This is a genomic window from Pseudomonas sp. GW821-FHT09C10, assembly GCF_059418085.1.
The window spans coordinates 53,303-75,097 of record NZ_JBWKPE010000006.1 but is presented as its reverse complement, the minus strand read 5'-3'; the positions used below and the strand labels follow the sequence as shown (position 1 = coordinate 75,097).

Genomic DNA, 21,795 nt, shown 5'->3' with positions numbered 1-21,795 from the left:
TCGAGGCCTATGCAGATGACTACGCCAGCGCGCAGGGGTTCTGTTTTTTTGCGGGATCAATGGGCGCGGGCCTGGGTCACGCGATCCACGAGGTACACCAATCCGTGATAGTCGATGCCGCCATGCTGGCTCAGGCCGATCTCGCAGGTGCGGCTGGTGGAGATCCCTTCACTGCAATACTGCACTGCATCCTTGAGGGAGCGAAGCGAGTGGGCGTTGAGTTCCGGCGTGGTGAAACCTTTGTCGCCGGCAAACCCGCAGCAGTGGATGCCTTCCGGGATCACCACGGTTTTGGCACAGCGACGGGCCAGGTCGATCAGGGCCTGGCTTTCTCCCAGGTGTTGGGTGCTGCAGGTGACGTGTACGGCGATCGGTGCGTCCTGCGGTGTGAAGTCGAGACGGTCCATCAGGTGCGTGCGGATGAAACGTACGGGGTCGTAAAGGTCCAGGCGCGTTTCGCCGAGGTCTTGCACCAGGCGCAGCGTGCAGGGGCTGGTGTCGCAATAGATCGGGTCCAGGCCGCCGCGGCTGGCATGGAGCAGGGCGCCGATCAGTTCCTGGCGTTTGTGTTCTGCCTGTTCGGCGTAGCCTTTGGAAGCGAAAGGCTGGCCGCAGCACAGGTTGTCCTGGTTGTCGGGAAACACGACTTGGTAACCGGCTTTTTCCAGCAGGCCCTGGGTTTTTTCGTACAACGACATCTGCTCTTTATCACCTGCCGCCGGGCCCATGGCGCGTGAGACGCAGGCCGCCAGGTAGACTACTCGTGGCCGCTCATCCGTCACCGCCGGGCTGAAGCGAATGGCTTTTTCCGGTTGTGGCATGGCGTTGGTCCACTGCGGGATCTGCCCCTTGGACAACTTGGTCATGGTGGCCGACAGCTTCGCCAGGCGAGGCGCCCCCAGCAGCATGCGTGCACCATTGGCTACATGCAGGGTAAAGCGCGCGCCTTGCAGTGCCGTGGCGAAATGGGTGGCCAGCCATTCGGCGGTTTTCGTACGGTCGGCGTCACGGCTTCGCAGTTTTTTCACCAGGTCGCCGGTATTGATTCCTACTGGGCAGCGCTGTGCGCATAGGCCGGTGGCGGCGCACGTGTCGATGCCCTGGTAGTGGTAGGCCGCCTCCAATTCGGTGGTGTCGACGCCGGCGCGTTTTTTCGCCTGAATATCTCGCCAGATCACGATGCGCTGGCGCGGGCTCAACGTCAGCCCCTTCGATGGGCATACCGGTTCACAGAAGCCGCATTCAATGCACTTATCCACAAGCTCGTCGGCCGCAGGCAGCGGCTTGAGGTGCTTGAGGTGAATCTGCGGGTCTTCGCTGAGCACCACGTCCGGGTTGAGAATGCCGTTGGGGTCGAGCAGGCGTTTGAGTTGCCACATCAATTGATAGGCGTCGCTGCCCCATTCCAGCTCCACGAAGGGTGCCATATTGCGGCCGGTGCCGTGTTCGGCTTTCAGCGAACCGCCGAACTCCACGGCCACCAATTGCGCGACGTCATCCATGAACGCTTGATAGCGTGTGACTTCTTCCGCGCTGTTGAAGCCTTGGGTGAACACAAAGTGCAGATTGCCTTCCAAGGCATGTCCGAAAAGGATGGCTTCGTCGTAGTGATGCTTGTCGAACAGTTCGATCAAACGGTTCACGCCAATGGCCAGTTGCTCGACCGGGAAGGTGACGTCTTCGATGATCACCGTGGTGCCGGTTTTGCGTACTGCACCTACGGCGGGGAAGGTGTCCTTGCGGATGGCCCACAGGCGGGCGTTTTCCACCGAGTCTTCGGTGAAGTCGACCTGTTTTTCCACCGGGAAACCGGCCAGCGACGCCATGATCAGCGCCAATTGTTCATGCAGCAATGACGGCGATGCGGCGCGGGATTCAATCAGCAGAGCGCAGGCATTTTCTGACAAGTGTTGTACGAATGCGGGCATGCCCGGTTTGTCCTGCACCGAGCGCATGCTGCGTCGGTCCAGCAGCTCGACGGCCGACACCGGTTGGGTCTTCAGGATGCTGACTGCGTTGCAGCAGGTCTCCACATCCGGAAACACGATCAACGCCGACGCCTTGTTTGGGTGATCGATCACGGTGTCGTAGGTGACTGCGCTGATGAACCCGAGGGTTCCCTCGGAGCCCACCAATAAATGGCTGAGGATATCCAGCGGTTCATCAAAATCCACCAGGGCGTTGAGTGACAGGCCGGTGGTATTTTTCAGACGGTATTTGTGGCGTATTTTGGCTGCCAATTCGGCGTTTGCCCGCGTTTCACGGCCGAGTGTCGCCAGGCGCTCGAGCAGTGCGCCGTGCTGTTCACGAAACGCCGTTACGCTGCTTGCGTCTTCTGTATCGAGGCGGCTGCCATCGGCCAGGACCAGACGAATTCCGGCCAGGGTGTGGTAGGTGTTCTGCGCCGTACCGCAGCACATGCCACTGGCGTTGTTGGCGACGATTCCGCCGATCTTGCAGGCATTGATCGACGCCGGGTCTGGGCCGATCTTGCGCCCGAATGGCGCCAGCCAGGCGTTGGCCTGTGCGCCGATGACGCCGGGTTGCAGGCGGATCTGAGTGCCTTGCCCACGAATCTCACGGCCGTTCCAATTGTCCCCCAGCACGATCAGTACCGAGTCGCTTATCGCTTGTCCGGACAGGCTGGTGCCGGCTGCGCGGAAGGTTACCGGCACACGTTCACGCTGGGCCAGTTGCAGCAGCGCCACCACTTCGTCTTCCGATTCGACGCGGATCACCAGTTGTGGGATCAATCGGTAAAAACTGGCGTCGGTGCCGAATGCGAGGGTGGAAAGTGGGTCGTCGAAACGTCGATCTTGTGGGATCAGCTGTGCGACGTCAGCAAGGAAAGCGGCAGGCAGACTCATTGGTCCTCCAGGATCAGCACCCCCTGGGCGCCGTATTGACACGATTGCGCAAAGCCGACGCCGAAGTTATAGCCCGGCGTCGGTTATGACCCTATTGCTACGGCTTTAGTGCACCAGCATGCCGGTAAACCAATAAGCCTGGGCCAGGGTGATCAGCCCGACGATCGTGGCGAAGAACAGGCTGTGCTTGAGGGTGAAGCGGAACAGGTCGGATTCTTTGCCCACCAGTCCGGTAGCGGCGCAGGCCACGGCGATCGATTGCGGCGAGATCATTTTGCCGGTCACGCCGCCGCTGGTGTTTGCAGCGACCAGAAGCGTGTCGTTGACGCCGATCTGGTGCGCCGTGGTGGCTTGCAACGAGCTGAACAGGGCGTTGGACGATGTGTCGGAGCCTGTCAGGAAAACCCCCAGCCAGCCCAGGAAAGGCGAGAAGAACGGGAAGGCTGCGCCGGTGCCGGCCAATACCAGCGCCATGGTCGAAGACATGCCGGAGTAATTGGTGACAAAGGCGAATGCCAGCACCATGCCGATAGACAGGATCGGCCAACGCAACTCGTAGAAAGTCTCTTTTAAAGTGGTAAGACCAATCTTGATGTTGATCTTGAGTACCAGCATCGAGATCAGTGCCGAGAAGAAAATCGCGGTGCCGGTCGCCGAAATCGGGTCCAGCTTGAATATCGCTGGGATCGCAGTCGGGTTGGTCACGATGGGTGCAACCTTGATCACCATTTGATCCAGGTGCGGGATCGCGAAGTTGAATACCCAGCTGTACATCGAGCCGCCTGCGGCGAACATCGCCTTGAACGGTTTGAGGGTCCAGATGGTGACCAGCACGGTGAGGATCAGGAACGGTGACCAGGCCTTGAAGATCTGCCCCAGGCTGTAAGGTGAGGCGACGGTGCTGCGCGGCAGGCCGAAGCCGCCGGCGCTGGCGGTAATCGCTGCGTCGGACGTGGCGCCGGTAATCTGCGCGCCCGCAGTGCGTTTGGGTTGCCAGACTTTCAGGAACAGGGTCAGAGAGATCAGGCTGGCCAGGGCCGAGGTGATGTCCGGCAGTTCCGGGCCGATGAAGTTGGACGTGAAGTACTGCGTAATGGCGAAGCTCAGGCCCGCGACCAACGCAGCTGGCCAGGTTTCGCGAACGCCGCGCAGGCCATCCATCATGAAGACCAGCCAGAACGGCACGAACAGCGACAGCAGCGGCAGTTGGCGGCCAGTCATGGCGCCGATCTTGAATGCATCGATTCCGGTCACTTGCCCGGCAACGATGATCGGAATTCCCAGGGCGCCAAAGGCGACGGGTGCGGTGTTGGCAATCAGGCACAGGCCGGCTGCGTACAGCGGGTTGAAGCCCAGGCCTACCAGCAGTGCGGCGGTAATCGCTACGGGGGCGCCGAAACCGGCAGCACCTTCCAGGAATGCGCCGAAGCAGAAGCCGATCAACAGCACCTGCAGGCGCTGGTCATCGGTGATCGACAGGACAGAGCTGCGGATGATCTCGAACTGGCCGCTCTTGACGGTGAGTTTGTAGAGAAACACCGCCGCGACAATGATCCAGGCAATAGGCCACAGGCCATAGGCAAAACCGTAACCGGCGGCGGCCAGCGCCATATCCACCGGCATGTGGAAGGCAAAGATCGCCACCAGTATTGAGAGTGCCAGGGTGATGCTGCCGGCCACGTGACCTTTGAGGCGAAACACGGCCAGAGCCAGGAAGAAGAACACGATCGGAATAACGGCGGCCAGTGCGGACAGGCCGAGGCTGCCGAGCGGGCTGTAGAGCTGTTGCCAGGTTTGCATATGGGGTGGCCCCTAATTGTTGTTGGTCAGGCACTTCATAGTCGACTTGGATAATTGGTAATACCAATTTACAATCGCTGGAGGCTAGGTTAAAAGTCTTCGGGGTATGTGTCAATTTGCCGCTTGCGAAACTTTGGTCGTAGCCCGGCAGGCGAGGTGGTTTGATCGGGTGAATCGAAGCGGTTCTGATAGGTGCTGGAAGGGCGGCGATAGGCCAGAATAGAGGGCCCGGCGAGTGGTCGGGATGGTGGGGAGTGAGTTATGGGGTTTGATCAGGTGCGTCAGCGCCGTTTGTCTGACGATATAGTCGAGCAGCTTGAGGGGATGATCCTTGAGGGCACGTTGAAGTCGGGTGAGCGCTTGCCGGCCGAGCGTGCTTTGGCTGAACAGTTTGGTGTGTCGCGTCCTTCGTTGCGGGAGGCGATTCAGAAGCTGGCGGCCAAGGGCTTGTTGGTGAGCCGTCAGGGGGGTGGCAACTATGTTGCCGAGTCACTGGGCTCGACGTTCAGCGATCCGTTGCTGCACCTGTTGGAAAACAATCCCGAGGCCCAGCGTGACCTGCTGGAGTTTCGTCAGACCCTTGAAGCGTCCTGTGCTTATTACGCAGCATTGCGAGCTACTGAGGTCGACCGTGAGCGGCTGACCGCTGCATTCAAAGCCTTGCAGGATTGCTATGCCCGCGTTGATGAAGTGAGCCGGGTCGAGGAAGGGGCTGCGGATGCACAGTTCCACCTGGCCATTGCGGAGGCTAGCCATAACGCGGTGTTGCTGCACACCATTCGCGGCTTGTTCGACCTGCTCAAGCGGAACGTGGTGACCAATATTGGCGGGATGTATCAGCAACGTACGGAGACGCGCGACATGCTGATCAGTCAGCACCGGGAGCTGTACATGGCGATTATCGAGGGCCGGGCAGAACAGGCGCGAGAAGTCTCGACACGTCACTTGGAATACGTGCAGGAAGTGTTGGAGGAGGTGCGTCAGGAGGTTCAGCGCGTGGCGCGGGCGGAGCGGCGCAAGGGGATGTAGCCGGGGGACCTCCCGAGGCTACATCGTTACAAGGATTATTCTTCCTTGCCCTTGTTGCGCACCGCGCGATGCAGTTCGCGGTTGGAATCGCGTTCGCGCTCAGTATCACGCTTATCGTATTCCTTCTTGCCCTTGCCCAGTGCGATCTCGCACTTGACCAGGTGTTTGCTCCAATACCAGGACAGGCAGACGCAGGCGTAGCCTTTCTGCTGTACGGCTGCGGCGAGCTTTTCCAGTTCACGGGCATTGAGCAATAGTTTGCGCGTGCGCACCGGGTCGGCAATCACGTGGGTGCTCGCGGTTGTCAGCGGGGTGATATGACTGCCAAGCAGCCATGCCTCGCCATCCTTGAGCAATACGTAGCTGTCGACCAGTTGCAACTTGCTGGCACGCAGACTCTTTACTTCCCAGCCGGCCAGGACCAGACCAGCCTCGAACCGATGTTCGATGAAGTAATCGTGTCGCGCTTTTTTATTTTGCGCGATGGTCCCTGTGGGGTGTTTCTTTTGTTTAGCCATAGGGGCGGCATTATAGGGAGTTGCGAGCGTGTCGGCTACGGTCAACCTGCGTGCTTGAGCGTGTTGGTCGAATCCCGGACAATACCGGCAGTTCTTTGGTTTTTTTCTTTCGCGGATCGGACTGTTGTTTCGCGATGTTTGCCGCTCAGCTGTGGAAATCACGCACACATGACGACGCATATTCAACGTTCGGCCCTGTTGCCCTATCCGGCGCAGGCGCTCTATGACCTGGTCAACGACGTGGCGCGTTACCCGGAATTCCTGCCTTGGTGCTCAACTGCCGAGGTGCTGGAAAGCAGTGATGAACATATGGTTGCCAGTGTTGGGGTGGCGAAAGGCGGGCTCAGTCAGCACTTTGTTACGCGGAATGCGCTGGTGCCGGGCAAGTCCATTGAAATGAATCTGCAGGAAGGGCCGTTTACCCAGCTACATGGTGTATGGGTTTTCAAGGCGCTTACCGACAAGGCCTGCAAGATCAGCCTGGATTTGTCGTTTGATTACGCTGGGCCGATTGTGCGGGCGACATTGGGGCCGTTGTTCAACCAGGCGGCCAATACCCTGGTGGATGCATTCTGCCAGCGAGCCAAGCAATTGCATGGTTGAGATCGAGGTGGTTTATGCCGCCGAGGATCGCCAGGTTCTGCTGGCGCTGACTGTGGCTTCGGGAACCAGTCTGCGTGCAGCAGTGCAGTTGTCAGGGATGGCTATGCAGTTTCCTGAACTGGATCTGGCTGATTGCCCTTTGGGGGTATTCGGTAAGGTCGTCACGGATGCGGAGGTGCGCACCGTACAATCGGGCGATCGCATTGAAATCTATCGGCCCTTGCTTGTGGACCCTAAAGAAGTGCGCAGGCTGCGAGCGGCCAAAGCGGCGTTGGCGAAGCGGCAGCATCCATAGGCTGGTTGAATGACAGGTAACAAAAAGCCCGGCATGCCGGGCTTTTTATATGCGCCGCAATGTTACTGCGGGCTGGTGTCCAGAGGCTGAGGCGTCGGGACAGGGACCGTTTCGACCCCGTCGACGTCTTTCTGGATCTTGTCGAGCAAGGAACCTGGCTTGGCCGGTACTTCGGACTTCGGCTTCTCGCTTTCCTGCACAGGTGCAGTCACGTTGGTGCCGTTATCGTTGCCGAGCAGCGCTTGATCACGGCTCACGCCTGGCATGAAGTCGCCCGACAGGCTGACAAGCTGGTCATTGCCATTGAAAATGACGCTGACGCGCTCCTGTTGGCGTTCGCCGCCACCAGGCTGCAGGCTGTAGAGATAATCCCAGCGATCGGCGTGGAAAGTGTCGGTCAGCAGGGGGTTGCCCATGATAAACCGTACTTGCCGTCGGGTCATTCCCGGGCGTAACTGGTCTATCATGTCCTGCGTGACGACATTGCCCTGCTGGATGTCGATTTTGTAAACCCCGGGGAATGAACAACCGGCGAGTGCGAGCAGTCCCACAAAGGTGAAACTGGTTAGCAAGAGCTTGGTGTTTTGCATCGGTGGGCGACTTCCACTATCTTGGCTGGGACAACGTAAACGCCGATCATACCCGTATTAAGAGAAGCTGCGAAGCAGCATCCGCGAGAAAGCTAACCATGGTTGAAAATAGCGAACTACGCAAAGCCGGTCTTAAAGTGACTCTGCCACGAGTCAAGATTCTACAAATGCTCGATTCTGCTGAGCAGCGCCACATGAGTGCCGAGGATGTTTACAAGGCGCTGATGGAGTCTAACGAGGACGTCGGCCTGGCCACGGTTTACCGTGTACTGACCCAGTTTGAAGCCGCAGGGCTGGTGGTTCGTCATAATTTCGACGGCGGTCATGCTGTGTTCGAATTGGCTGACGGTGGTCATCACGACCACATGGTTGACCTGGATACCAATGAGGTTATCGAGTTCACCAGCCCGGCAATCGAAAAGCTCCAGCACGAAATTGCTGAGGAGCATGGTTTCGATTTGGTCGACCACAATCTTGTGTTGTACATCCGTAAGAAAAAGTAAAAAGCGACGCAGAATTGCTCTGCGAAACGATCGAAGGCGACCCTAGGGTCGCCTTCGTGCTTTCTATAATAAGGAAAAGCTCGGCTCAGGCCTTGGTGGCTACGACCATTTTCTTCGCGTGTGCCAAAGACTCTTTGGTCAGGTCTATCCCTCCGAGCATCCGTGCCACTTCTTCCACGCGCTCCGACTTGTTCAGTTTGGATACTGCCGTGTGTGTCGCTTCGCTGCCTCTGACCTTGTGCACAAACAAGTGTTGATGCCCTTGGGCCGCGACTTGCGGCAAGTGAGTGACGGTCAGCACCTGGCCGCGATCCCCCAGGCGGCGCAGTAACTGACCCACAATTTCCGCCGTGGGGCCACCGATACCTACGTCTACTTCATCGAACACCAGTGTCGGTACCCGTGAGGTTTGCGCGGTAATCACTTGGATCGCCAGGCTGATTCGCGACAGCTCACCACCAGACGCCACTTTTGCCAGCGCCTTGAGCGGTTGCCCAGGGTTGGCGCTGACCAGTAGCTCTACCTGCTCCAGGCCGTAGGGCTGCAGTTCGTTGCTGGCGTTGGTACGCAACTCGATGGTAAAGCGCCCGCCCGGCATGCCCAGGCGCTGAATTTCCTGCTCGACGGCGCCAGCGAGGCTGGTGGCAGCCTGTTGGCGCAGATCGCTCAGTTCGCGGGCCTTCTCCTGATAGTGTCGGGCAAAAGAGTCGAGCTCTTCGCCCAGTCGCTCAATGGATTCGTCATTCGCGTTCAGGGTCTCGATTTCATCCAGCAGTTTCTGCTGCATGGTTGCCACTTCGGTGGGCTGGATTCGATGTTTGCGCGCCAGCGTATAGATGGTGTCCAGGCGCTCTTCTATTTCCTGCAGCCGCGCCGGGTCGGCGTCGAAATGATCGAGAAAGCGATTGAGTTCGCCGACGGCTTCTTCTACCTGGATTTGCGCACTGGTCAGCAGGGTGGTGGCTTCATTCAGTGAGCTTGAGGCGCTGTTAACACTGGATAGTCGGTTGAGGCTGGCTGTGAGCGCATTGAGCACATTGCCGGAATCGCTCTCGCTGCATTGCTCCACCACCTGGCGGCAGATAGACAGCAGGGTTTCGGCGTTGGTGAGGTTCTTGTGTTCCTGTTCCAGTTGTTCCAGCTCGGTTTCGCCCAGACCCAGGCTTTCCAGCTCTTCAAGCTGATAGCTGAGCAATTGATGGCGAGCGCGTTGCTCGTCACCGGAATTGGACAGTCGCTCCAGCTCCTGTCGGGTCTGGCGCCAGCGCTGGGCAGCCAGTTGTACCTGTCGGGCAAGGTCGGTGGCGCCAGCGTATTCGTCCAGCAGGCGACGATGGGTGTCGGTTTTGAGCAGGGATTGGTGTTCATGCTGGCTATGGATGTCAATCAGCAGTTCACCCAGGGCCTTCAGGTCGCCAAGGGGGCAGGGGGTTCCATTGATATAGCCGCGCGAGCGGCCCTCGGCGGTGATGACTCGGCGTAGGATGCACGGGCCGTCGTTATTAAGGTCGCGCTCGACCAGCCAGGCTTCGGCTTCGGGGATGTCCGCGAGGTCGAAGGTAGCCAGAATGTCGGCCTTGTCCGCGCCGGGGCGCACCACGCCACTGTCGGCGCGGTCGCCCAGGGTCAGGCCCAGGGCGTCGAGCATGATCGACTTGCCGGCGCCGGTTTCGCCTGTGATTACGCTCATCCCGCGATCCAGTTCGAGATCCAGATGTTCAACGATGGCGTAGTTGTGTACAGACAGGTGCACGAGCATGACGGCCGCTCCCAGGCTTTAGGTCTGGTTATTTATACAGTGTTTTGTTCTGGGCTGACAATCCTGGTGCTTAGCTCAATTTGCTCGGTCATTCAGCTTTTTTAGTGCAAAGAAGAATGATCAGGCTGAAGTTGATCTGGGGCAGGCGAAAGACTTTTGGTAGCGCCTGTACCCTTGAACCTGGAAATTGTGGCCCCATATACCGGAACAGAAGCGCGAGTTGAGTTCGCGCATGATTTTGAAAGGAGAAATCTATGGCTGACGAACAGACGCAGGATACGCAAACTCCGGACGCCAATTCGGCTGTCGGTGATGAACTGGCAACTCGTGTGCAAGTGCTCGAAGAGCAGTTGGCCGCTGCGCAGGATCAGTCTTTGCGTGTTGCCGCCGATCTGCAGAACGTCCGCCGCCGTGCCGAGCAGGACGTAGAAAAAGCTCACAAGTTCGGGTTGGAGAAGTTCGCGGGCGACCTGCTGCCAATTATTGACAGCCTGGAGCGTGGCCTTGAGTTGTCCAACCCGGATGACGAAAACATCCGCCCGATGCGCGAAGGGATCGAACTGACCCTGAAAATGTTTCAGGACACCCTGAAGCGTTATCAGCTGGAAGCCATTGATCCGCAAGGCGGCGAACCGTTCAGCGCTGAGCTTCACCAGGCCATGGCTATGCAAGAAAGCCACGACCTCGAACCCAACAGTGTGTTGAAAGTGTTCCAGAAGGGCTATCAGCTCAACGGTCGCCTGTTGCGCCCTGCAATGGTGGTAGTGAGCAAGGCTCCTGCGCCCGTTGCACCTTCTATTGATGAGCAGGCTTGAAATCCGCCGCAAGGCCCCCATCTATAAGTCAAGCGTTTAAGTGCTACCGCAGTTAGCCACCACTGCTGCGGCAACCAAATTCAAGTTTCGGGAGAGTAAATCATGGGCAAAATTATCGGTATTGACCTGGGGACCACCAACTCCTGCGTCTCCGTGTTGGAAAACGGCGTTGCAAAAGTAATCGAAAACGCCGAAGGCGCGCGTACCACGCCGTCGATCATCGCTTACGCCAACGATGGTGAAATCCTGGTTGGCCAGTCGGCCAAGCGCCAGGCTGTGACCAACCCGCATAACACCCTGTACGCGGTGAAGCGCCTGATCGGTCGCAAGTTCGACGAAGAAGTCGTACAGAAAGACATCAAAATGGTCCCTTACAAGATCGCCAAGGCTGACAACGGTGACGCCTGGGTTGAAGTAAATGGCCAGAAAATGTCGCCACCGCAAATCTCGGCTGAAATCTTGAAGAAGATGAAGAAGACTGCCGAAGATTACCTGGGTGAGACAGTGACTGAGGCGGTGATCACCGTTCCAGCCTATTTCAACGACAGCCAGCGCCAGGCGACCAAAGACGCCGGCCGCATCGCGGGCCTGGATGTAAAACGTATCATCAACGAACCGACCGCAGCTGCTCTGGCTTACGGTATGGACAAGGCCAAGGGCGATCACACCGTGATCGTTTATGACCTGGGTGGCGGTACGTTCGACGTTTCCGTGATCGAGATCGCTGAAGTAGACGGCGAGCACCAGTTCGAAGTGTTGGCCACCAACGGCGACACCTTCCTGGGTGGTGAGGACTTTGACATTCGTCTGATCGACTACCTCGTTGACGAATTCAAGAAAGAAAGCGGCATGAACCTCAAGGGTGACCCGCTGGCGATGCAGCGCCTGAAAGAGGCTGCTGAAAAAGCCAAGATCGAGCTGTCCTCTGCTCAGTCGACCGACGTTAACCTGCCGTACATCACCGCAGACGCCACCGGTCCTAAGCACTTGAACGTGAAGATTTCTCGCGCCAAGTTGGAAGCGCTGGTCGAAGACCTGGTTCAACGCACTATCGAGCCATGCCGCATTGCGCTGAAAGACTCCGGTATTGATGTTGGTGCGATCAACGACGTGATCCTGGTAGGCGGTCAGACCCGTATGCCACTGGTTCAGAAGTTGGTTACCGAGTTCTTCGGCAAAGAAGCACGTAAAGATGTGAACCCGGACGAAGCCGTTGCCATGGGTGCTGCCATCCAGGGCGCGGTATTGGCCGGTGACGTGAAAGACGTGTTGCTGCTGGACGTAAGCCCGCTGACCCTGGGTATCGAAACCATGGGTGGCGTGATGACTGCGCTGATCGAGAAAAACACCACGATTCCTACCAAGAAATCCCAGGTGTTCTCGACGGCTGATGACAACCAGGGTGCTGTGACCATTCACGTGCTGCAAGGTGAGCGTAAGCAGGCTGCTCAGAACAAATCCCTGGGCAAGTTCGACCTGGCTGAGATTCCACCAGCACCGCGTGGCGTGCCACAGATTGAAGTGACCTTCGACATCGACGCCAACGGCATTCTGCACGTAGGTGCGAAAGACAAGGCTACCGGCAAAGAGCAGAAGATCACCATCAAGGCCAACTCCGGTCTTTCTGATGAAGAAATTCAACAGATGATCCGTGATGCTGAAACCAATGCTGAAGCTGACAAGAAGTTCGAAGAGTTGGCAGGTGCCCGTAACCAGGGCGACGCACTGGTTCACTCGACACGCAAAATGATCGCTGATGCTGGCGAGAAAGTGACCGCTGAAGAGAAGGCCGCGATCGAAGCTGCTGTCGTTGCCCTGGAAGCCGCTGTTAAAGGCGACGACAAGGCTGCCATTGAAGCCAAGGTTGAAGAGTTGTCGAAAGTTTCCGCGCCAGTGGCTCAGAAAATGTACGCCGAACAGGCTCAGCCGGCTGACGGTGCTGCTCAACAGGCAGAGCCAGAAGCTAAAGACGATGTTGTCGATGCCGAGTTCGAAGAAGTTACCGACAAGAAGTAAGTTGGTCGTCCGGTTGACCGCTATCAAGCGGTGACTGGTAGGATGTCGCCGCGCGGGAGCTTGCTCCCGCGTTGGCGTGTCTGGGGTATGCGAATTTTTACAGCATGCGACTGCGTTCGGATGTTGGCGGTGTGATCGGGGATGCTCCTGCTTTCCGAGCAATGAATACCGCGTTTTTGGCCGGGTCCCTGGCTAAAAAGTAGTAACGACCAGGATCGTTGAATTGACGTGAGTTGGGTCCGGGCCTGTATTGGGGCTCAACGAGTTTAGCCAGGCTCAGGAGGGTCTGGCTGGACGTCCTTAAGAGTGCAAAGACTTATGGCAAAGCGTGACTATTACGAAGTGTTGGGTGTGGAGCGCGGCTCCAGCGAGGCGGACCTGAAAAAGGCTTACCGTCGCCTGGCAATGAAGCACCACCCGGACCGTAATCCGGATAGCAAAGAATCCGAAGACATGTTCAAAGAGGCCAATGAGGCCTACGAATGCCTGTCTGATCCCAACAAGCGTGCGGCCTACGACCAGTATGGACATGCCGGTGTCGATCCGAGCATGGGAGGCGGCGGTGCCGGTTTTGGCGGTCAGAACTTCTCCGATATTTTCGGCGATGTGTTCAGTGACTTCTTCGGCGGTGGCCGTGGTGGTCAGCGTGGCGGCGCCCAGCGTGGCAGCGACTTGCGCTACACCCTGGAGTTGAACCTGGAAGAAGCCGTGCGCGGCACCAGCGTTAATATCCGCGTGCCGACGCTGGTTAACTGCAAGCCGTGTGATGGTTCGGGTGCCAAGAAAGGCTCCGCGCCGATTACTTGCCCGACGTGCGGCGGTATCGGCCAGGTCCGTATGCAGCAGGGTTTCTTCTCGGTGCAGCAGACCTGTCCGCGTTGCCATGGGCAGGGCAAGATCATTTCCGATCCGTGCGATTCCTGCCATGGCGAAGGCCGCGTGGAAGAGTACAAGACCCTGGCGGTAAAAGTGCCGGCGGGAGTCGATACCGGAGACCGTATTCGTCTGTCGGGTGAGGGTGAGGCCGGTACCCAGGGCGGTCCTACGGGCGACCTGTACGTGGTGATCAATGTGCGCGAGCACTCGATCTTCCAGCGCGACGGCAAGCACTTGTTCTGTGAAGTGCCGATCAGCTTTGTCGATGCAGCCCTGGGTGGCGAATTGGAGATTCCGACCTTGGACGGTCGGGTCAAGCTCAAGATCCCTGAAGGTACGCAGACCGGCAAGCAGTTCCGTATTCGTGGCAAGGGCGTAGCGCCGGTGCGCGGTGGCGGTGCTGGCGACTTGATGTGTCGTGTGGCCGTGGAGACTCCGGTCAATCTGGGGCGCCGTCAGCGTGAATTGCTTGAGGAATTCCGCAGTTCGCTGGAGGGCGATGACACGCATTCGCCGAAAACCACTGGCTTTTTCGAAGGCGTGAAGCGCTTCTTCGGCGACCTGTAAGGAAGTGAGTATGCGACGTATAGCCGTAATGGGCGCTGCCGGGCGCATGGGCAAGACGCTGGTCGAGGCAGTGCAGCAGCGCTCCCCGGCCTCTGGGCTGACCGCAGCGATTGTTCGTCCCGGTAGCACGTTGATCGGTGCGGATGCGGGTGAGTTGGCTTCGCTGGGGCGTATCGGTGTCTCATTGTCAGGCAGCCTGGAGCAGGTGGCTGACGAATTCGATGTGCTGATCGACTTCACCCTGCCGGAGGTAATGCTGAAAAACCTCGCGTTCTGCCGCAAGGCGGGCAAGGCGATGGTGATCGGCACTACGGGGTTGACTGCGCAGCAGAAGCAGTTGCTTGAGGAGGCGGGTAAGGATATTCCCGTCGTCTTCGCAGCCAACTTCAGTGTCGGCGTGAATCTGTCGCTCAAGTTGCTGGACATGGCGGCGCGGGTGCTGGGGGAAGAGGCGGATATCGAGATTATCGAGACGCATCACCGCCACAAGATCGATGCGCCGTCGGGTACCGCACTGCGCATGGGTGAGGCTATTGCCGACGCGCTGGGGCGTGACCTGTCCAAGGTGGCGGTTTACGGTCGCGAAGGGCATACCGGTGCACGTGCACGTGACACCATTGGTTTTGCGACTGTCCGCGGCGGTGATGTGGTGGGCGATCACACGGTATTGTTTGCTACCGAGGGTGAGCGCCTGGAAATCACGCACAAGGCTTCCAGCCGTATGACATTCGCCAAAGGCGCGGTGCGTGCCGCGTTGTGGTTGGAAGGTCGCGAGCCTGGTCTGTACGACATGCGCGATGTGTTGGATCTGCACTAATCAGTAGCTAAAACGGGGCCTCAGGATTATCCTAAGGCCCCGTTTTTACCCGCTAAGCGACGTCCTGTCGCATTCTCCTGCCTTTAAGGCTCATTAGCGGTGGACCAAAAAAGCCTTTTTCTGTAAGCTACAGCTTTAGTGTGTCCACTAAAAGCGCGCAGAATAATTCAGTGAAGAAGCGGGGTGACGTGTCCATACGTCACTCCGCTTTTTTACAACCTGCGATCGCCCTTTCAGGCTTTATTTACGGGAGGTCTTCTTGACTAAGCCAGCCATACTCGCCCTTGCTGATGGCAGCATTTTTCGCGGCGAAGCCATTGGAGCCGACGGTCAAACCGTTGGAGAGGTGGTGTTTAACACCGCCATGACCGGCTATCAGGAAATCCTTACCGATCCTTCCTACGCCCAACAGATCGTTACCCTCACCTATCCGCACATCGGCAATACCGGTACTACGCCGGAAGACGTTGAGTCTGATCGTGTCTGGTCGGCAGGTCTGGTCATTCGTGATCTGCCACTGGTTGCGAGCAACTGGCGTAACACGATGTCGCTGTCCGATTACCTGAAAGCCAACAACGTTGTGGCGATCGCCGGTATCGATACGCGCCGCCTGACGCGCATCCTGCGTGAAAAGGGCTCGCAGAACGGCTGCATCATGGTCGGTGAGAATATTTCCGAAGCAGCGGCGATCGCTGCAGCGCAAGGCTTCCCAGGCCTGAAAGGCATGGACCTGGCGAAAGTCGTCAGCACCAAGGAGCAGTACGAGTGGCGCTCCACCGTCTGGGACTTGAAGACCGACAGCCACGAGACTATCGAAGCGGCTGACCTGCCGTATCACGTGGTCGCATACGACTACGGCGTCAAGTACAACATCCTGCGTATGCTGGTCGAGCGTGGGTGCCGCGTGACCGTGGTGCCGGCGCAAACGCCTGCCAGCGACGTGCTGGCCCTGCAACCTGACGGCGTGTTCCTGTCCAACGGCCCGGGTGATCCGGAGCCTTGTGACTACGCCATCCAGGCCATCAAGGAAGTGCTGGAAACCGAGATTCCGGTATTTGGTATCTGCCTCGGTCACCAACTGCTGGCGCTGGCCTCCGGCGCCAAGACCCTGAAAATGGGTCATGGTCATCACGGCGCCAACCACCCTGTGCAAGACCTGGACACCGGCGTTGTGATGATCACCAGCCAGAACCACGGTTTTGCGGTGGATGAAGCGACCTTGCCGAGCAATGTCCGCGCGATTCACAAGTCGTTGTTCGACGGTTCCCTGCAGGGTATCGAACGTACTGACAAGAGCGCGTTCAGCTTCCAGGGCCACCCTGAAGCAAGCCCGGGCCCGAACGACGTAGCGCCGCTGTTCGACCGTTTCATCAATGAGATGGCCAAGCGACGCTGACTGAGCGGCCTGCGGGCGGCCCCTGCCTTGGTGGCCCCCGCAGGCTCTTCGAAGATTGTTCAAGACGGCTTGCCGACTGACCTGCGGATTTGAGTGACAAACCCATGCCAAAACGTACAGACATAAAAAGCATCCTGATTCTCGGCGCTGGCCCGATCGTTATCGGCCAGGCCTGCGAGTTCGACTACTCCGGCGCCCAGGCCTGTAAAGCCCTGCGCGAAGAGGGTTACCGCGTCATCCTGGTGAACTCCAACCCGGCCACCATCATGACCGATCCGGACATGGCCGACGCCACCTACATCGAGCCGATCAAGTGGCAGACGGTTGCCAAGATCATCGAGAAAGAGCGTCCGGACGCACTGCTGCCGACCATGGGCGGCCAGACTGCACTGAACTGCGCCCTGGACCTGGAGCGCGAAGGCGTCCTGGAAAAATTCGGCGTAGAGATGATCGGCGCCAACGCCGACACCATCGACAAGGCTGAAGATCGTTCGCGCTTTGACAAGGCCATGAAGTCCATCGGTCTTGACTGCCCGCGTTCTGGTATCGCCCACAGTATGGAGGAGGCCAACGCAGTTCTCGAAAAGCTGGGCTTCCCGTGCATCATCCGTCCGTCCTTCACCATGGGCGGCACCGGTGGTGGCATTGCCTATAACCGTGAAGAGTTCGAAGAAATCTGCGCCCGTGGCCTGGACCTGTCTCCGACCAAAGAGCTGCTGATCGACGAATCCCTGATTGGCTGGAAAGAGTATGAGATGGAGGTTGTCCGTGACAAAAAGGACAATTGCATCATCGTCTGCTCCATCGAAAACTTCGACCCGATGGGTGTGCACACTGGTGACTCGATCACCGTTGCTCCGGCGCAGACCCTGACGGACAAGGAATACCAGATCATGCGTAACGCCTCGTTGGCGGTATTGCGTGAGATCGGCGTTGAAACCGGTGGTTCCAACGTTCAGTTCGGCATCTGCCCGGACACCGGCCGCATGGTCGTGATCGAGATGAACCCGCGTGTATCGCGTTCTTCGGCGCTGGCATCGAAAGCGACCGGTTTCCCGATTGCGCGTATCGCCGCCAAGCTGGCTATCGGTTACACCCTGGACGAACTGCAAAACGAAATCACGGGCGGCGCTACGCCGGCGTCCTTCGAGCCGTCCATCGACTATGTCGTGACCAAGTTGCCACGCTTTGCCTTCGAGAAGTTCGCCAAGGCTGACGCGCGCCTGACCACCCAGATGAAGTCGGTGGGTGAAGTCATGGCCATCGGCCGGACCTTCCAGGAGTCCCTGCAGAAAGCCCTGCGTGGCCTGGAAGTGGGCGTTTGCGGCCTGGACGAGAAGCTCGACCTGAGCAACCCGGAAAGCATGAGCATCCTCAAGCGCGAGCTGACCGTGCCGGGCGCCGAGCGTATCTGGTATGTGGCTGATGCCTTCCGCGCCGGCATGACTGTCGAAGATATCTTCGGCATGAACATGATCGATCCGTGGTTCCTGGTGCAGATCGAAGACCTGATCAAGGAAGAAGAGAAGGTCAAGACCCTGGGGCTGGCCAGCATCGACCGCGACATGATGTTCCGCCTCAAGCGCAAAGGCTTCTCCGACCAGCGCCTGGCCAAGCTGCTGGGTGTGACCGAGAAGAACCTGCGCACGCATCGCCACAAGCTGGAGATCTTCCCGGTCTACAAGCGCGTTGACACCTGTGCCGCCGAGTTCGCCACCGACACTGCGTACCTGTACTCCACCTACGAGGAAGAGTGCGAGGCCGCGCCGTCGGGCCGCGACAAGATTATCATCCTGGGCGGTGGTCCGAACCGTATCGGCCAGGGTATCGAATTCGACTATTGCTGCGTACACGCCGCCCTCGCGCTGCGCGAAGACGGGTACGAGACCATCATGGTCAACTGCAACCCGGAAACTGTTTCCACTGACTACGACACTTCCGACCGCCTGTACTTCGAGCCGGTAACGTTGGAAGACGTGTTGGAAATCTGTCGCGTCGAGAAGCCCAAAGGCGTGATCGTCCAGTACGGCGGCCAAACCCCGCTGAAACTGGCGCGTGCCCTTGAGGCTGCCGGCGTGCCAATCATCGGCACGAGCCCTGACGCCATCGACCGTGCCGAAGACCGTGAGCGCTTCCAGCAAATGGTTGAGCGCCTGAACCTGCGTCAGCCGCCAAACGCTACCGTGCGCAGCGAAGACGAGGCTATCCGTGCGGCCAGCAAGATCGGCTACCCGCTGGTGGTGCGTCCATCCTACGTGCTGGGCGGCCGGGCGATGGAAATCGTCTACGAAGAAGAAGAGCTCAAGCGTTACCTGCGTGATGCGGTAAAAGTGTCCAACGACAGTCCGGTGCTGCTGGACCACTTCCTCAACTGCGCCATCGAAATGGACGTGGATGCAGTTTGCGACGGTACCGACGTGGTCATCGGCGCGATCATGCAGCACATCGAGCAGGCGGGCGTTCACTCCGGTGACTCCGCGTGCTCGCTGCCGCCGTATTCGTTGCCTGCACATATCCAGGACGAGATGCGCGAGCAGGTCAAGAAAATGGCCTTGGAGTTGGGTGTTGTCGGTCTGATGAACGTACAGTTGGCACTGCAGGGCGAAGACATCTACGTCATTGAAGTCAACCCGCGTGCTTCACGTACCGTGCCGTTCGTTTCCAAGTGCATCGGCGTGTCCCTGGCCATGATCGCTGCGCGTGTGATGGCGGGTAAGACCCTGAAGGAAATTGGCTTCACCAAGGAAATCATTCCGAACTTCTACAGTGTGAAAGAGGCAGTGTTCCCATTTGCCAAATTCCCTGGTGTGGACCCGATCCTCGGTCCAGAGATGAAGTCCACCGGTGAAGTGATGGGTGTGGGCGATACCTTCGGTGAAGCATTCGCCAAGGCCCAGATGGGCGCCAGCGAAGTGCTGCCGACCGGCGGTACTGCGTTTATCAGCGTGCGTGATGATGACAAGCCGCTGGTTGCAGGCGTGGCCCGTGATCTGATCAACTTGGGCTTTGAAGTCGTGGCAACTGCCGGGACCGCCAAGCTGATCGAAGCGGCCGGCTTGAAAGTGCGCCGCGTGAACAAGGTGACGGAAGGCCGTCCGCATGTGGTCGACATGATCAAGAATGACGAAGTCACGCTGATCATCAACACCACCGAAGGTCGCCAGTCGATCGCGGATTCCTACTCCATTCGCCGTAATGCCTTGCAGCACAAGATCTACTGCACCACCACTATTGCTGCTGGCGAAGCTATCTGCGAAGCGCTCAAGTTCGGTCCGGAAAAGACTGTGCGTCGCTTGCAGGATCTACACGCAGGATTGAAGGCATGATCAAATACCCAATGACCGTCCAGGGCGCCAAGGCCCTGGAAGAGGAGCACGCCCATCTGACCAAGGTCGTACGTCCAAAGCTGAGCCAGGACATCGGTACGGCCCGCGAGCTGGGTGACTTGAAGGAAAACGCCGAATACCACGCTGCTCGTGAGCAGCAGGGTATGGTCGAGGCGCGGATCCGTGACATCGAAGGCCGTTTGCAGAATGCGGTGATCATCGACGTCACGACTATTCCCCACACTGGCAAGGTGATTTTCGGCACCACCGTTGAGATCGCCAACGTTGAGACTGACGAGAGCGTGGTCTACCACATCGTGGGAGAGGACGAGGCTGACTTCAAGCTCGGCAAGATCTCCGTCGGCTCACCACTGGCCCGTGCCTTGATCGCCAAGGAAGAGGGTGATGTGGTGTCTGTCAAAACGCCAGGCGGTGTGATCGAGTACGAGATTGTTGAAGTTCGTCACGTCTGAAAGGCGGCGCCCGCTTCGTGCGGGTGCCATGCTCTGGCAGCTTGCCCAGATGCTTTGGGTGGGCGGCCTGTGGTTGTTACATCTTGGTGTATTGCCGGTGCTGGGCCTGATTGGCCTGGCTCCGTTGCTGATTGATGAAATCGATGGATTATTGAGTGCGCTGCTGGTGGGTTTCGCGGCGGCGTGCGTAGCACTTCAGGCATTGGTGCTGGTCAAGGCTGAAGGCTTGGAGAGTCTGTGGCGGGATATTCGCGGCCAACTGCTGTTGATGGCGCTGTATGCGTGTGCAATGTATTGCATTGTGCATGTCTGGCTGCCGGAAGCGTTGCGCTGGCAGCTATTCAGCTATCTTGTGCTAGGGTTCTCCGGCCTGGTGCTGGTTATACAGCCTGCTCCGGGATGGAGTGGCGGGGCGCGCGAAGCACGCCCGTGACCCTTTGTATTACTTGAAGCGGTGTACGTTCGACAGTTGCTTGTTGACGCTGAAGTTCTTGCGATACAGCAGCGCCATCTTGCCGATGACCTGAACCAGGTCCGCCTTGCCAACCTTGCACAGTTCTGCAATGGCGGCCAGGCGTGCTTCGCGGTCAAGGATGTTGACCTTGATCTTGATCAGTTCGTGATCGCCCAGTGCGCGTTCAAGTTCGGCTAACACACCTTCAGTCAAACCGTTGTCTGCCACAATCAGAACTGGTTTCAGATGGTGGCCAATGGATTTGTACTGTTTCTTCTGCTCTTGAGTGAGCGGCATAATCTGACCCCTGCGTCTGATCTTGTAAAAAGCGGCGGCCAGTTTACCCGAGCGAGTCCGGGACCGCCCAGTTAATCACGACCCGTTTTATTTTCGAGGTGGCCCGTGGCCCGTTCCAAAACTAGCCTTAAGTGGCTGCAAGAGCATTTCAACGATCCTTACGTCAAAAAGGCGCAAAAGGATGGCTATCGTTCCCGGGCCAGCTACAAGCTGTTGGAGATCCAGGACAAGGACAAGTTGATTCGTCCAGGCATGAGCGTTATCGACCTTGGCGCGGCCCCCGGTGGCTGGTCCCAGGTGACCAGCCGTCTGATTGGTGGTCAAGGTCGTCTGATTGCTTCCGACATCCTGGAAATGGACAGCATCCCGGACGTGACCTTTGTTCATGGAGACTTTACCCAGGACACAGTGCTCGCCCAGATCCTCGAGGCTGTGGGAAATTCGCAAGTAGACCTTGTGATTTCCGACATGGCCCCCAATATGAGTGGATTACCGGCCGTTGATATGCCGCGGGCCATGTTCCTTTGTGAATTGGCGCTGGATTTGGCGGGTCGGGTGTTGCGTCCCGGTGGCGATTTCCTGGTGAAGGTGTTCCAGGGCGAGGGTTTCGACGAGTACCACAAGAACATCCGCAAGTTGTTCGACAAGGTGCAGACGCGTAAACCGGACTCTTCCCGGGACAGGTCCAGAGAGCAATACCTGCTGTGCCGCGGCTTCCGTGGTGTCGAAGGCGCGGCGAGTGAAGAGCGTTTTTGAGGAATTCGAGGAGGGCGATAGGTTTTTTTATATCGCTT

At 58.2% G+C, this 21,795-nt stretch carries 19 protein-coding genes; 13 read left to right on the top strand and 6 right to left on the bottom strand.

Annotated features, from left to right (window positions below; all coding sequences use genetic code 11):
• Nucleotides 1–56 precede the first annotated feature (56 nt).
• Nucleotides 57–2,867, bottom strand: coding sequence for an FAD-binding and (Fe-S)-binding domain-containing protein (locus AC07OT_RS13735; RefSeq protein WP_495108294.1), 2,811 nt, complete (start codon nt 2,865–2,867; stop codon nt 57–59).
• Nucleotides 2,868–2,972: 105 nt separating this feature from the next.
• On the bottom strand, nt 2,973–4,667 hold the full coding sequence (locus tag AC07OT_RS13730) for a lactate permease LctP family transporter (protein ID WP_495108293.1): 1,695 nt from the start codon (nt 4,665–4,667) through the stop codon (nt 2,973–2,975).
• A 261-nt stretch (nt 4,668–4,928) separates the two neighbouring features.
• On the opposite strand from AC07OT_RS13730, the gene AC07OT_RS13725 reads away from it, so the two are divergent.
• The gene (locus tag AC07OT_RS13725; RefSeq protein WP_495108292.1) at nt 4,929–5,696 is read left to right on the top strand and encodes an FCD domain-containing protein; all 768 of its coding nucleotides are present in this window, start codon (nt 4,929–4,931) and stop codon (nt 5,694–5,696) included.
• Nucleotides 5,697–5,731: 35 nt separating this feature from the next.
• On the opposite strand, the gene smpB is transcribed toward AC07OT_RS13725, so the two are convergent.
• Nucleotides 5,732–6,214, bottom strand: a complete 483-nt coding sequence (smpB, locus tag AC07OT_RS13720; RefSeq protein WP_014719962.1) for an SsrA-binding protein SmpB — start codon at nt 6,212–6,214, stop codon at nt 5,732–5,734.
• Nucleotides 6,215–6,382: 168 nt separating this feature from the next.
• Here smpB and AC07OT_RS13715 point away from each other — a divergent pair, with 168 nt between their 5' ends.
• Together AC07OT_RS13715 and AC07OT_RS13710 are read left to right on the top strand one after the other, a co-directional pair.
• The gene (locus AC07OT_RS13715; protein WP_027605353.1) at nt 6,383–6,817 is read left to right on the top strand and encodes a type II toxin-antitoxin system RatA family toxin; all 435 of its coding nucleotides are present in this window, start codon (nt 6,383–6,385) and stop codon (nt 6,815–6,817) included.
• The gene (locus AC07OT_RS13710) at nt 6,810–7,112 is read left to right on the top strand and encodes an RnfH family protein (RefSeq protein WP_495108291.1); all 303 of its coding nucleotides are present in this window, start codon (nt 6,810–6,812) and stop codon (nt 7,110–7,112) included. The genes AC07OT_RS13715 and AC07OT_RS13710 overlap by 8 nt, the downstream gene beginning before the upstream one ends.
• Nucleotides 7,113–7,174: 62 nt before the next feature.
• Here AC07OT_RS13710 and AC07OT_RS13705 read toward each other — a convergent pair whose 3' ends face one another.
• Nucleotides 7,175–7,702 (bottom strand): outer membrane protein assembly factor BamE, encoded by a 528-nt coding sequence (locus tag AC07OT_RS13705; protein ID WP_027605355.1) that lies wholly within the window; start codon nt 7,700–7,702, stop codon nt 7,175–7,177.
• 98 nt (nt 7,703–7,800) lie between these two features.
• On the opposite strand from AC07OT_RS13705, the gene fur reads away from it, so the two are divergent.
• The gene (fur, locus tag AC07OT_RS13700; RefSeq protein WP_010562662.1) at nt 7,801–8,205 is read left to right on the top strand and encodes a ferric iron uptake transcriptional regulator; all 405 of its coding nucleotides are present in this window, start codon (nt 7,801–7,803) and stop codon (nt 8,203–8,205) included.
• An 85-nt stretch (nt 8,206–8,290) separates the two neighbouring features.
• Here fur and recN read toward each other — a convergent pair whose 3' ends face one another.
• Nucleotides 8,291–9,964, bottom strand: coding sequence for a DNA repair protein RecN (gene recN, locus AC07OT_RS13695; protein WP_495108290.1), 1,674 nt, complete (start codon nt 9,962–9,964; stop codon nt 8,291–8,293).
• Between the two features lie 254 nt (nt 9,965–10,218).
• Between recN and grpE the strand changes: the two genes are divergently transcribed.
• The 8 genes from grpE to AC07OT_RS13655 all read left to right on the top strand — a co-directional run bounded on the left by grpE (nt 10,219) and on the right by AC07OT_RS13655 (nt 20,683).
• Nucleotides 10,219–10,779 (top strand): nucleotide exchange factor GrpE, encoded by a 561-nt coding sequence (grpE, locus tag AC07OT_RS13690; RefSeq protein ID WP_027605357.1) that lies wholly within the window; start codon nt 10,219–10,221, stop codon nt 10,777–10,779.
• 102 nt (nt 10,780–10,881) lie between these two features.
• Entirely contained in the window at nt 10,882–12,795 is a 1,914-nt protein-coding gene (dnaK, locus tag AC07OT_RS13685) for a molecular chaperone DnaK (RefSeq protein WP_027605358.1), read from the top strand.
• A 318-nt stretch (nt 12,796–13,113) separates the two neighbouring features.
• On the top strand, nt 13,114–14,238 hold the full coding sequence (dnaJ, locus tag AC07OT_RS13680; RefSeq protein WP_065925314.1) for a molecular chaperone DnaJ: 1,125 nt from the start codon (nt 13,114–13,116) through the stop codon (nt 14,236–14,238).
• 10 nt (nt 14,239–14,248) lie between these two features.
• On the top strand, nt 14,249–15,055 hold the full coding sequence (gene dapB / locus AC07OT_RS13675) for a 4-hydroxy-tetrahydrodipicolinate reductase (RefSeq protein WP_495102451.1): 807 nt from the start codon (nt 14,249–14,251) through the stop codon (nt 15,053–15,055).
• A gap of 259 nt (nt 15,056–15,314) precedes the next feature.
• Nucleotides 15,315–16,451 carry a glutamine-hydrolyzing carbamoyl-phosphate synthase small subunit gene (gene carA / locus AC07OT_RS13670; protein WP_092488546.1) on the top strand — a complete coding sequence of 379 codons (1,137 nt, stop codon included), beginning with the start codon at nt 15,315–15,317 and terminating at the stop codon, nt 16,449–16,451.
• Between the two features lie 104 nt (nt 16,452–16,555).
• Nucleotides 16,556–19,777, top strand: coding sequence for a carbamoyl-phosphate synthase large subunit (carB, locus tag AC07OT_RS13665; protein WP_065938282.1), 3,222 nt, complete (start codon nt 16,556–16,558; stop codon nt 19,775–19,777).
• The gene (gene greA, locus AC07OT_RS13660) at nt 19,774–20,250 is read left to right on the top strand and encodes a transcription elongation factor GreA (protein WP_115487576.1); all 477 of its coding nucleotides are present in this window, start codon (nt 19,774–19,776) and stop codon (nt 20,248–20,250) included. The genes carB and greA overlap by 4 nt, the downstream gene beginning before the upstream one ends.
• Nucleotides 20,251–20,278: 28 nt before the next feature.
• Nucleotides 20,279–20,683, top strand: a complete 405-nt coding sequence (locus tag AC07OT_RS13655) for an MFS transporter (RefSeq protein ID WP_065938281.1) — start codon at nt 20,279–20,281, stop codon at nt 20,681–20,683.
• A 9-nt stretch (nt 20,684–20,692) separates the two neighbouring features.
• On the opposite strand, the gene AC07OT_RS13650 is transcribed toward AC07OT_RS13655, so the two are convergent.
• A complete protein-coding gene (locus tag AC07OT_RS13650; RefSeq protein ID WP_017139256.1) occupies nt 20,693–21,001 on the bottom strand; it encodes a YhbY family RNA-binding protein in 309 nt (102 codons plus the stop codon).
• A gap of 105 nt (nt 21,002–21,106) precedes the next feature.
• Here AC07OT_RS13650 and rlmE point away from each other — a divergent pair, with 105 nt between their 5' ends.
• Nucleotides 21,107–21,757 (top strand): 23S rRNA (uridine(2552)-2'-O)-methyltransferase RlmE, encoded by a 651-nt coding sequence (gene rlmE, locus AC07OT_RS13645; RefSeq protein WP_015885924.1) that lies wholly within the window; start codon nt 21,107–21,109, stop codon nt 21,755–21,757.
• Nucleotides 21,758–21,795: the final 38 nt, after the last annotated feature.

Excerpts from the sequence above, each read along its gene's own strand:
- AC07OT_RS13735 (WP_495108294.1), bottom strand. The coding sequence starts at position 2,867 with ATGAGTCTGCCTGCCGCTTTCCTTGCTGACGTCGCACAGCTGATCCCA.
- AC07OT_RS13730 (WP_495108293.1), bottom strand. The coding sequence starts at position 4,667 with ATGCAAACCTGGCAACAGCTCTACAGCCCGCTCGGCAGCCTCGGCCTG.
- AC07OT_RS13725 (WP_495108292.1), top strand. The coding sequence starts at position 4,929 with ATGGGGTTTGATCAGGTGCGTCAGCGCCGTTTGTCTGACGATATAGTC.
- smpB (WP_014719962.1), bottom strand. The coding sequence starts at position 6,214 with ATGGCTAAACAAAAGAAACACCCCACAGGGACCATCGCGCAAAATAAA.
- AC07OT_RS13715 (WP_027605353.1), top strand. The coding sequence starts at position 6,383 with ATGACGACGCATATTCAACGTTCGGCCCTGTTGCCCTATCCGGCGCAG.
- AC07OT_RS13710 (WP_495108291.1), top strand. The coding sequence starts at position 6,810 with ATGGTTGAGATCGAGGTGGTTTATGCCGCCGAGGATCGCCAGGTTCTG.
- AC07OT_RS13705 (WP_027605355.1), bottom strand. The coding sequence starts at position 7,702 with ATGCAAAACACCAAGCTCTTGCTAACCAGTTTCACCTTTGTGGGACTG.
- fur (WP_010562662.1), top strand. The coding sequence starts at position 7,801 with ATGGTTGAAAATAGCGAACTACGCAAAGCCGGTCTTAAAGTGACTCTG.
- recN (WP_495108290.1), bottom strand. The coding sequence starts at position 9,964 with ATGCTCGTGCACCTGTCTGTACACAACTACGCCATCGTTGAACATCTG.
- grpE (WP_027605357.1), top strand. The coding sequence starts at position 10,219 with ATGGCTGACGAACAGACGCAGGATACGCAAACTCCGGACGCCAATTCG.
- dnaK (WP_027605358.1), top strand. The coding sequence starts at position 10,882 with ATGGGCAAAATTATCGGTATTGACCTGGGGACCACCAACTCCTGCGTC.
- dnaJ (WP_065925314.1), top strand. The coding sequence starts at position 13,114 with ATGGCAAAGCGTGACTATTACGAAGTGTTGGGTGTGGAGCGCGGCTCC.
- dapB (WP_495102451.1), top strand. The coding sequence starts at position 14,249 with ATGCGACGTATAGCCGTAATGGGCGCTGCCGGGCGCATGGGCAAGACG.
- carB (WP_065938282.1), top strand. The coding sequence starts at position 16,556 with ATGCCAAAACGTACAGACATAAAAAGCATCCTGATTCTCGGCGCTGGC.
- greA (WP_115487576.1), top strand. The coding sequence starts at position 19,774 with ATGATCAAATACCCAATGACCGTCCAGGGCGCCAAGGCCCTGGAAGAG.
- AC07OT_RS13655 (WP_065938281.1), top strand. The coding sequence starts at position 20,279 with ATGCTCTGGCAGCTTGCCCAGATGCTTTGGGTGGGCGGCCTGTGGTTG.
- AC07OT_RS13650 (WP_017139256.1), bottom strand. The coding sequence starts at position 21,001 with ATGCCGCTCACTCAAGAGCAGAAGAAACAGTACAAATCCATTGGCCAC.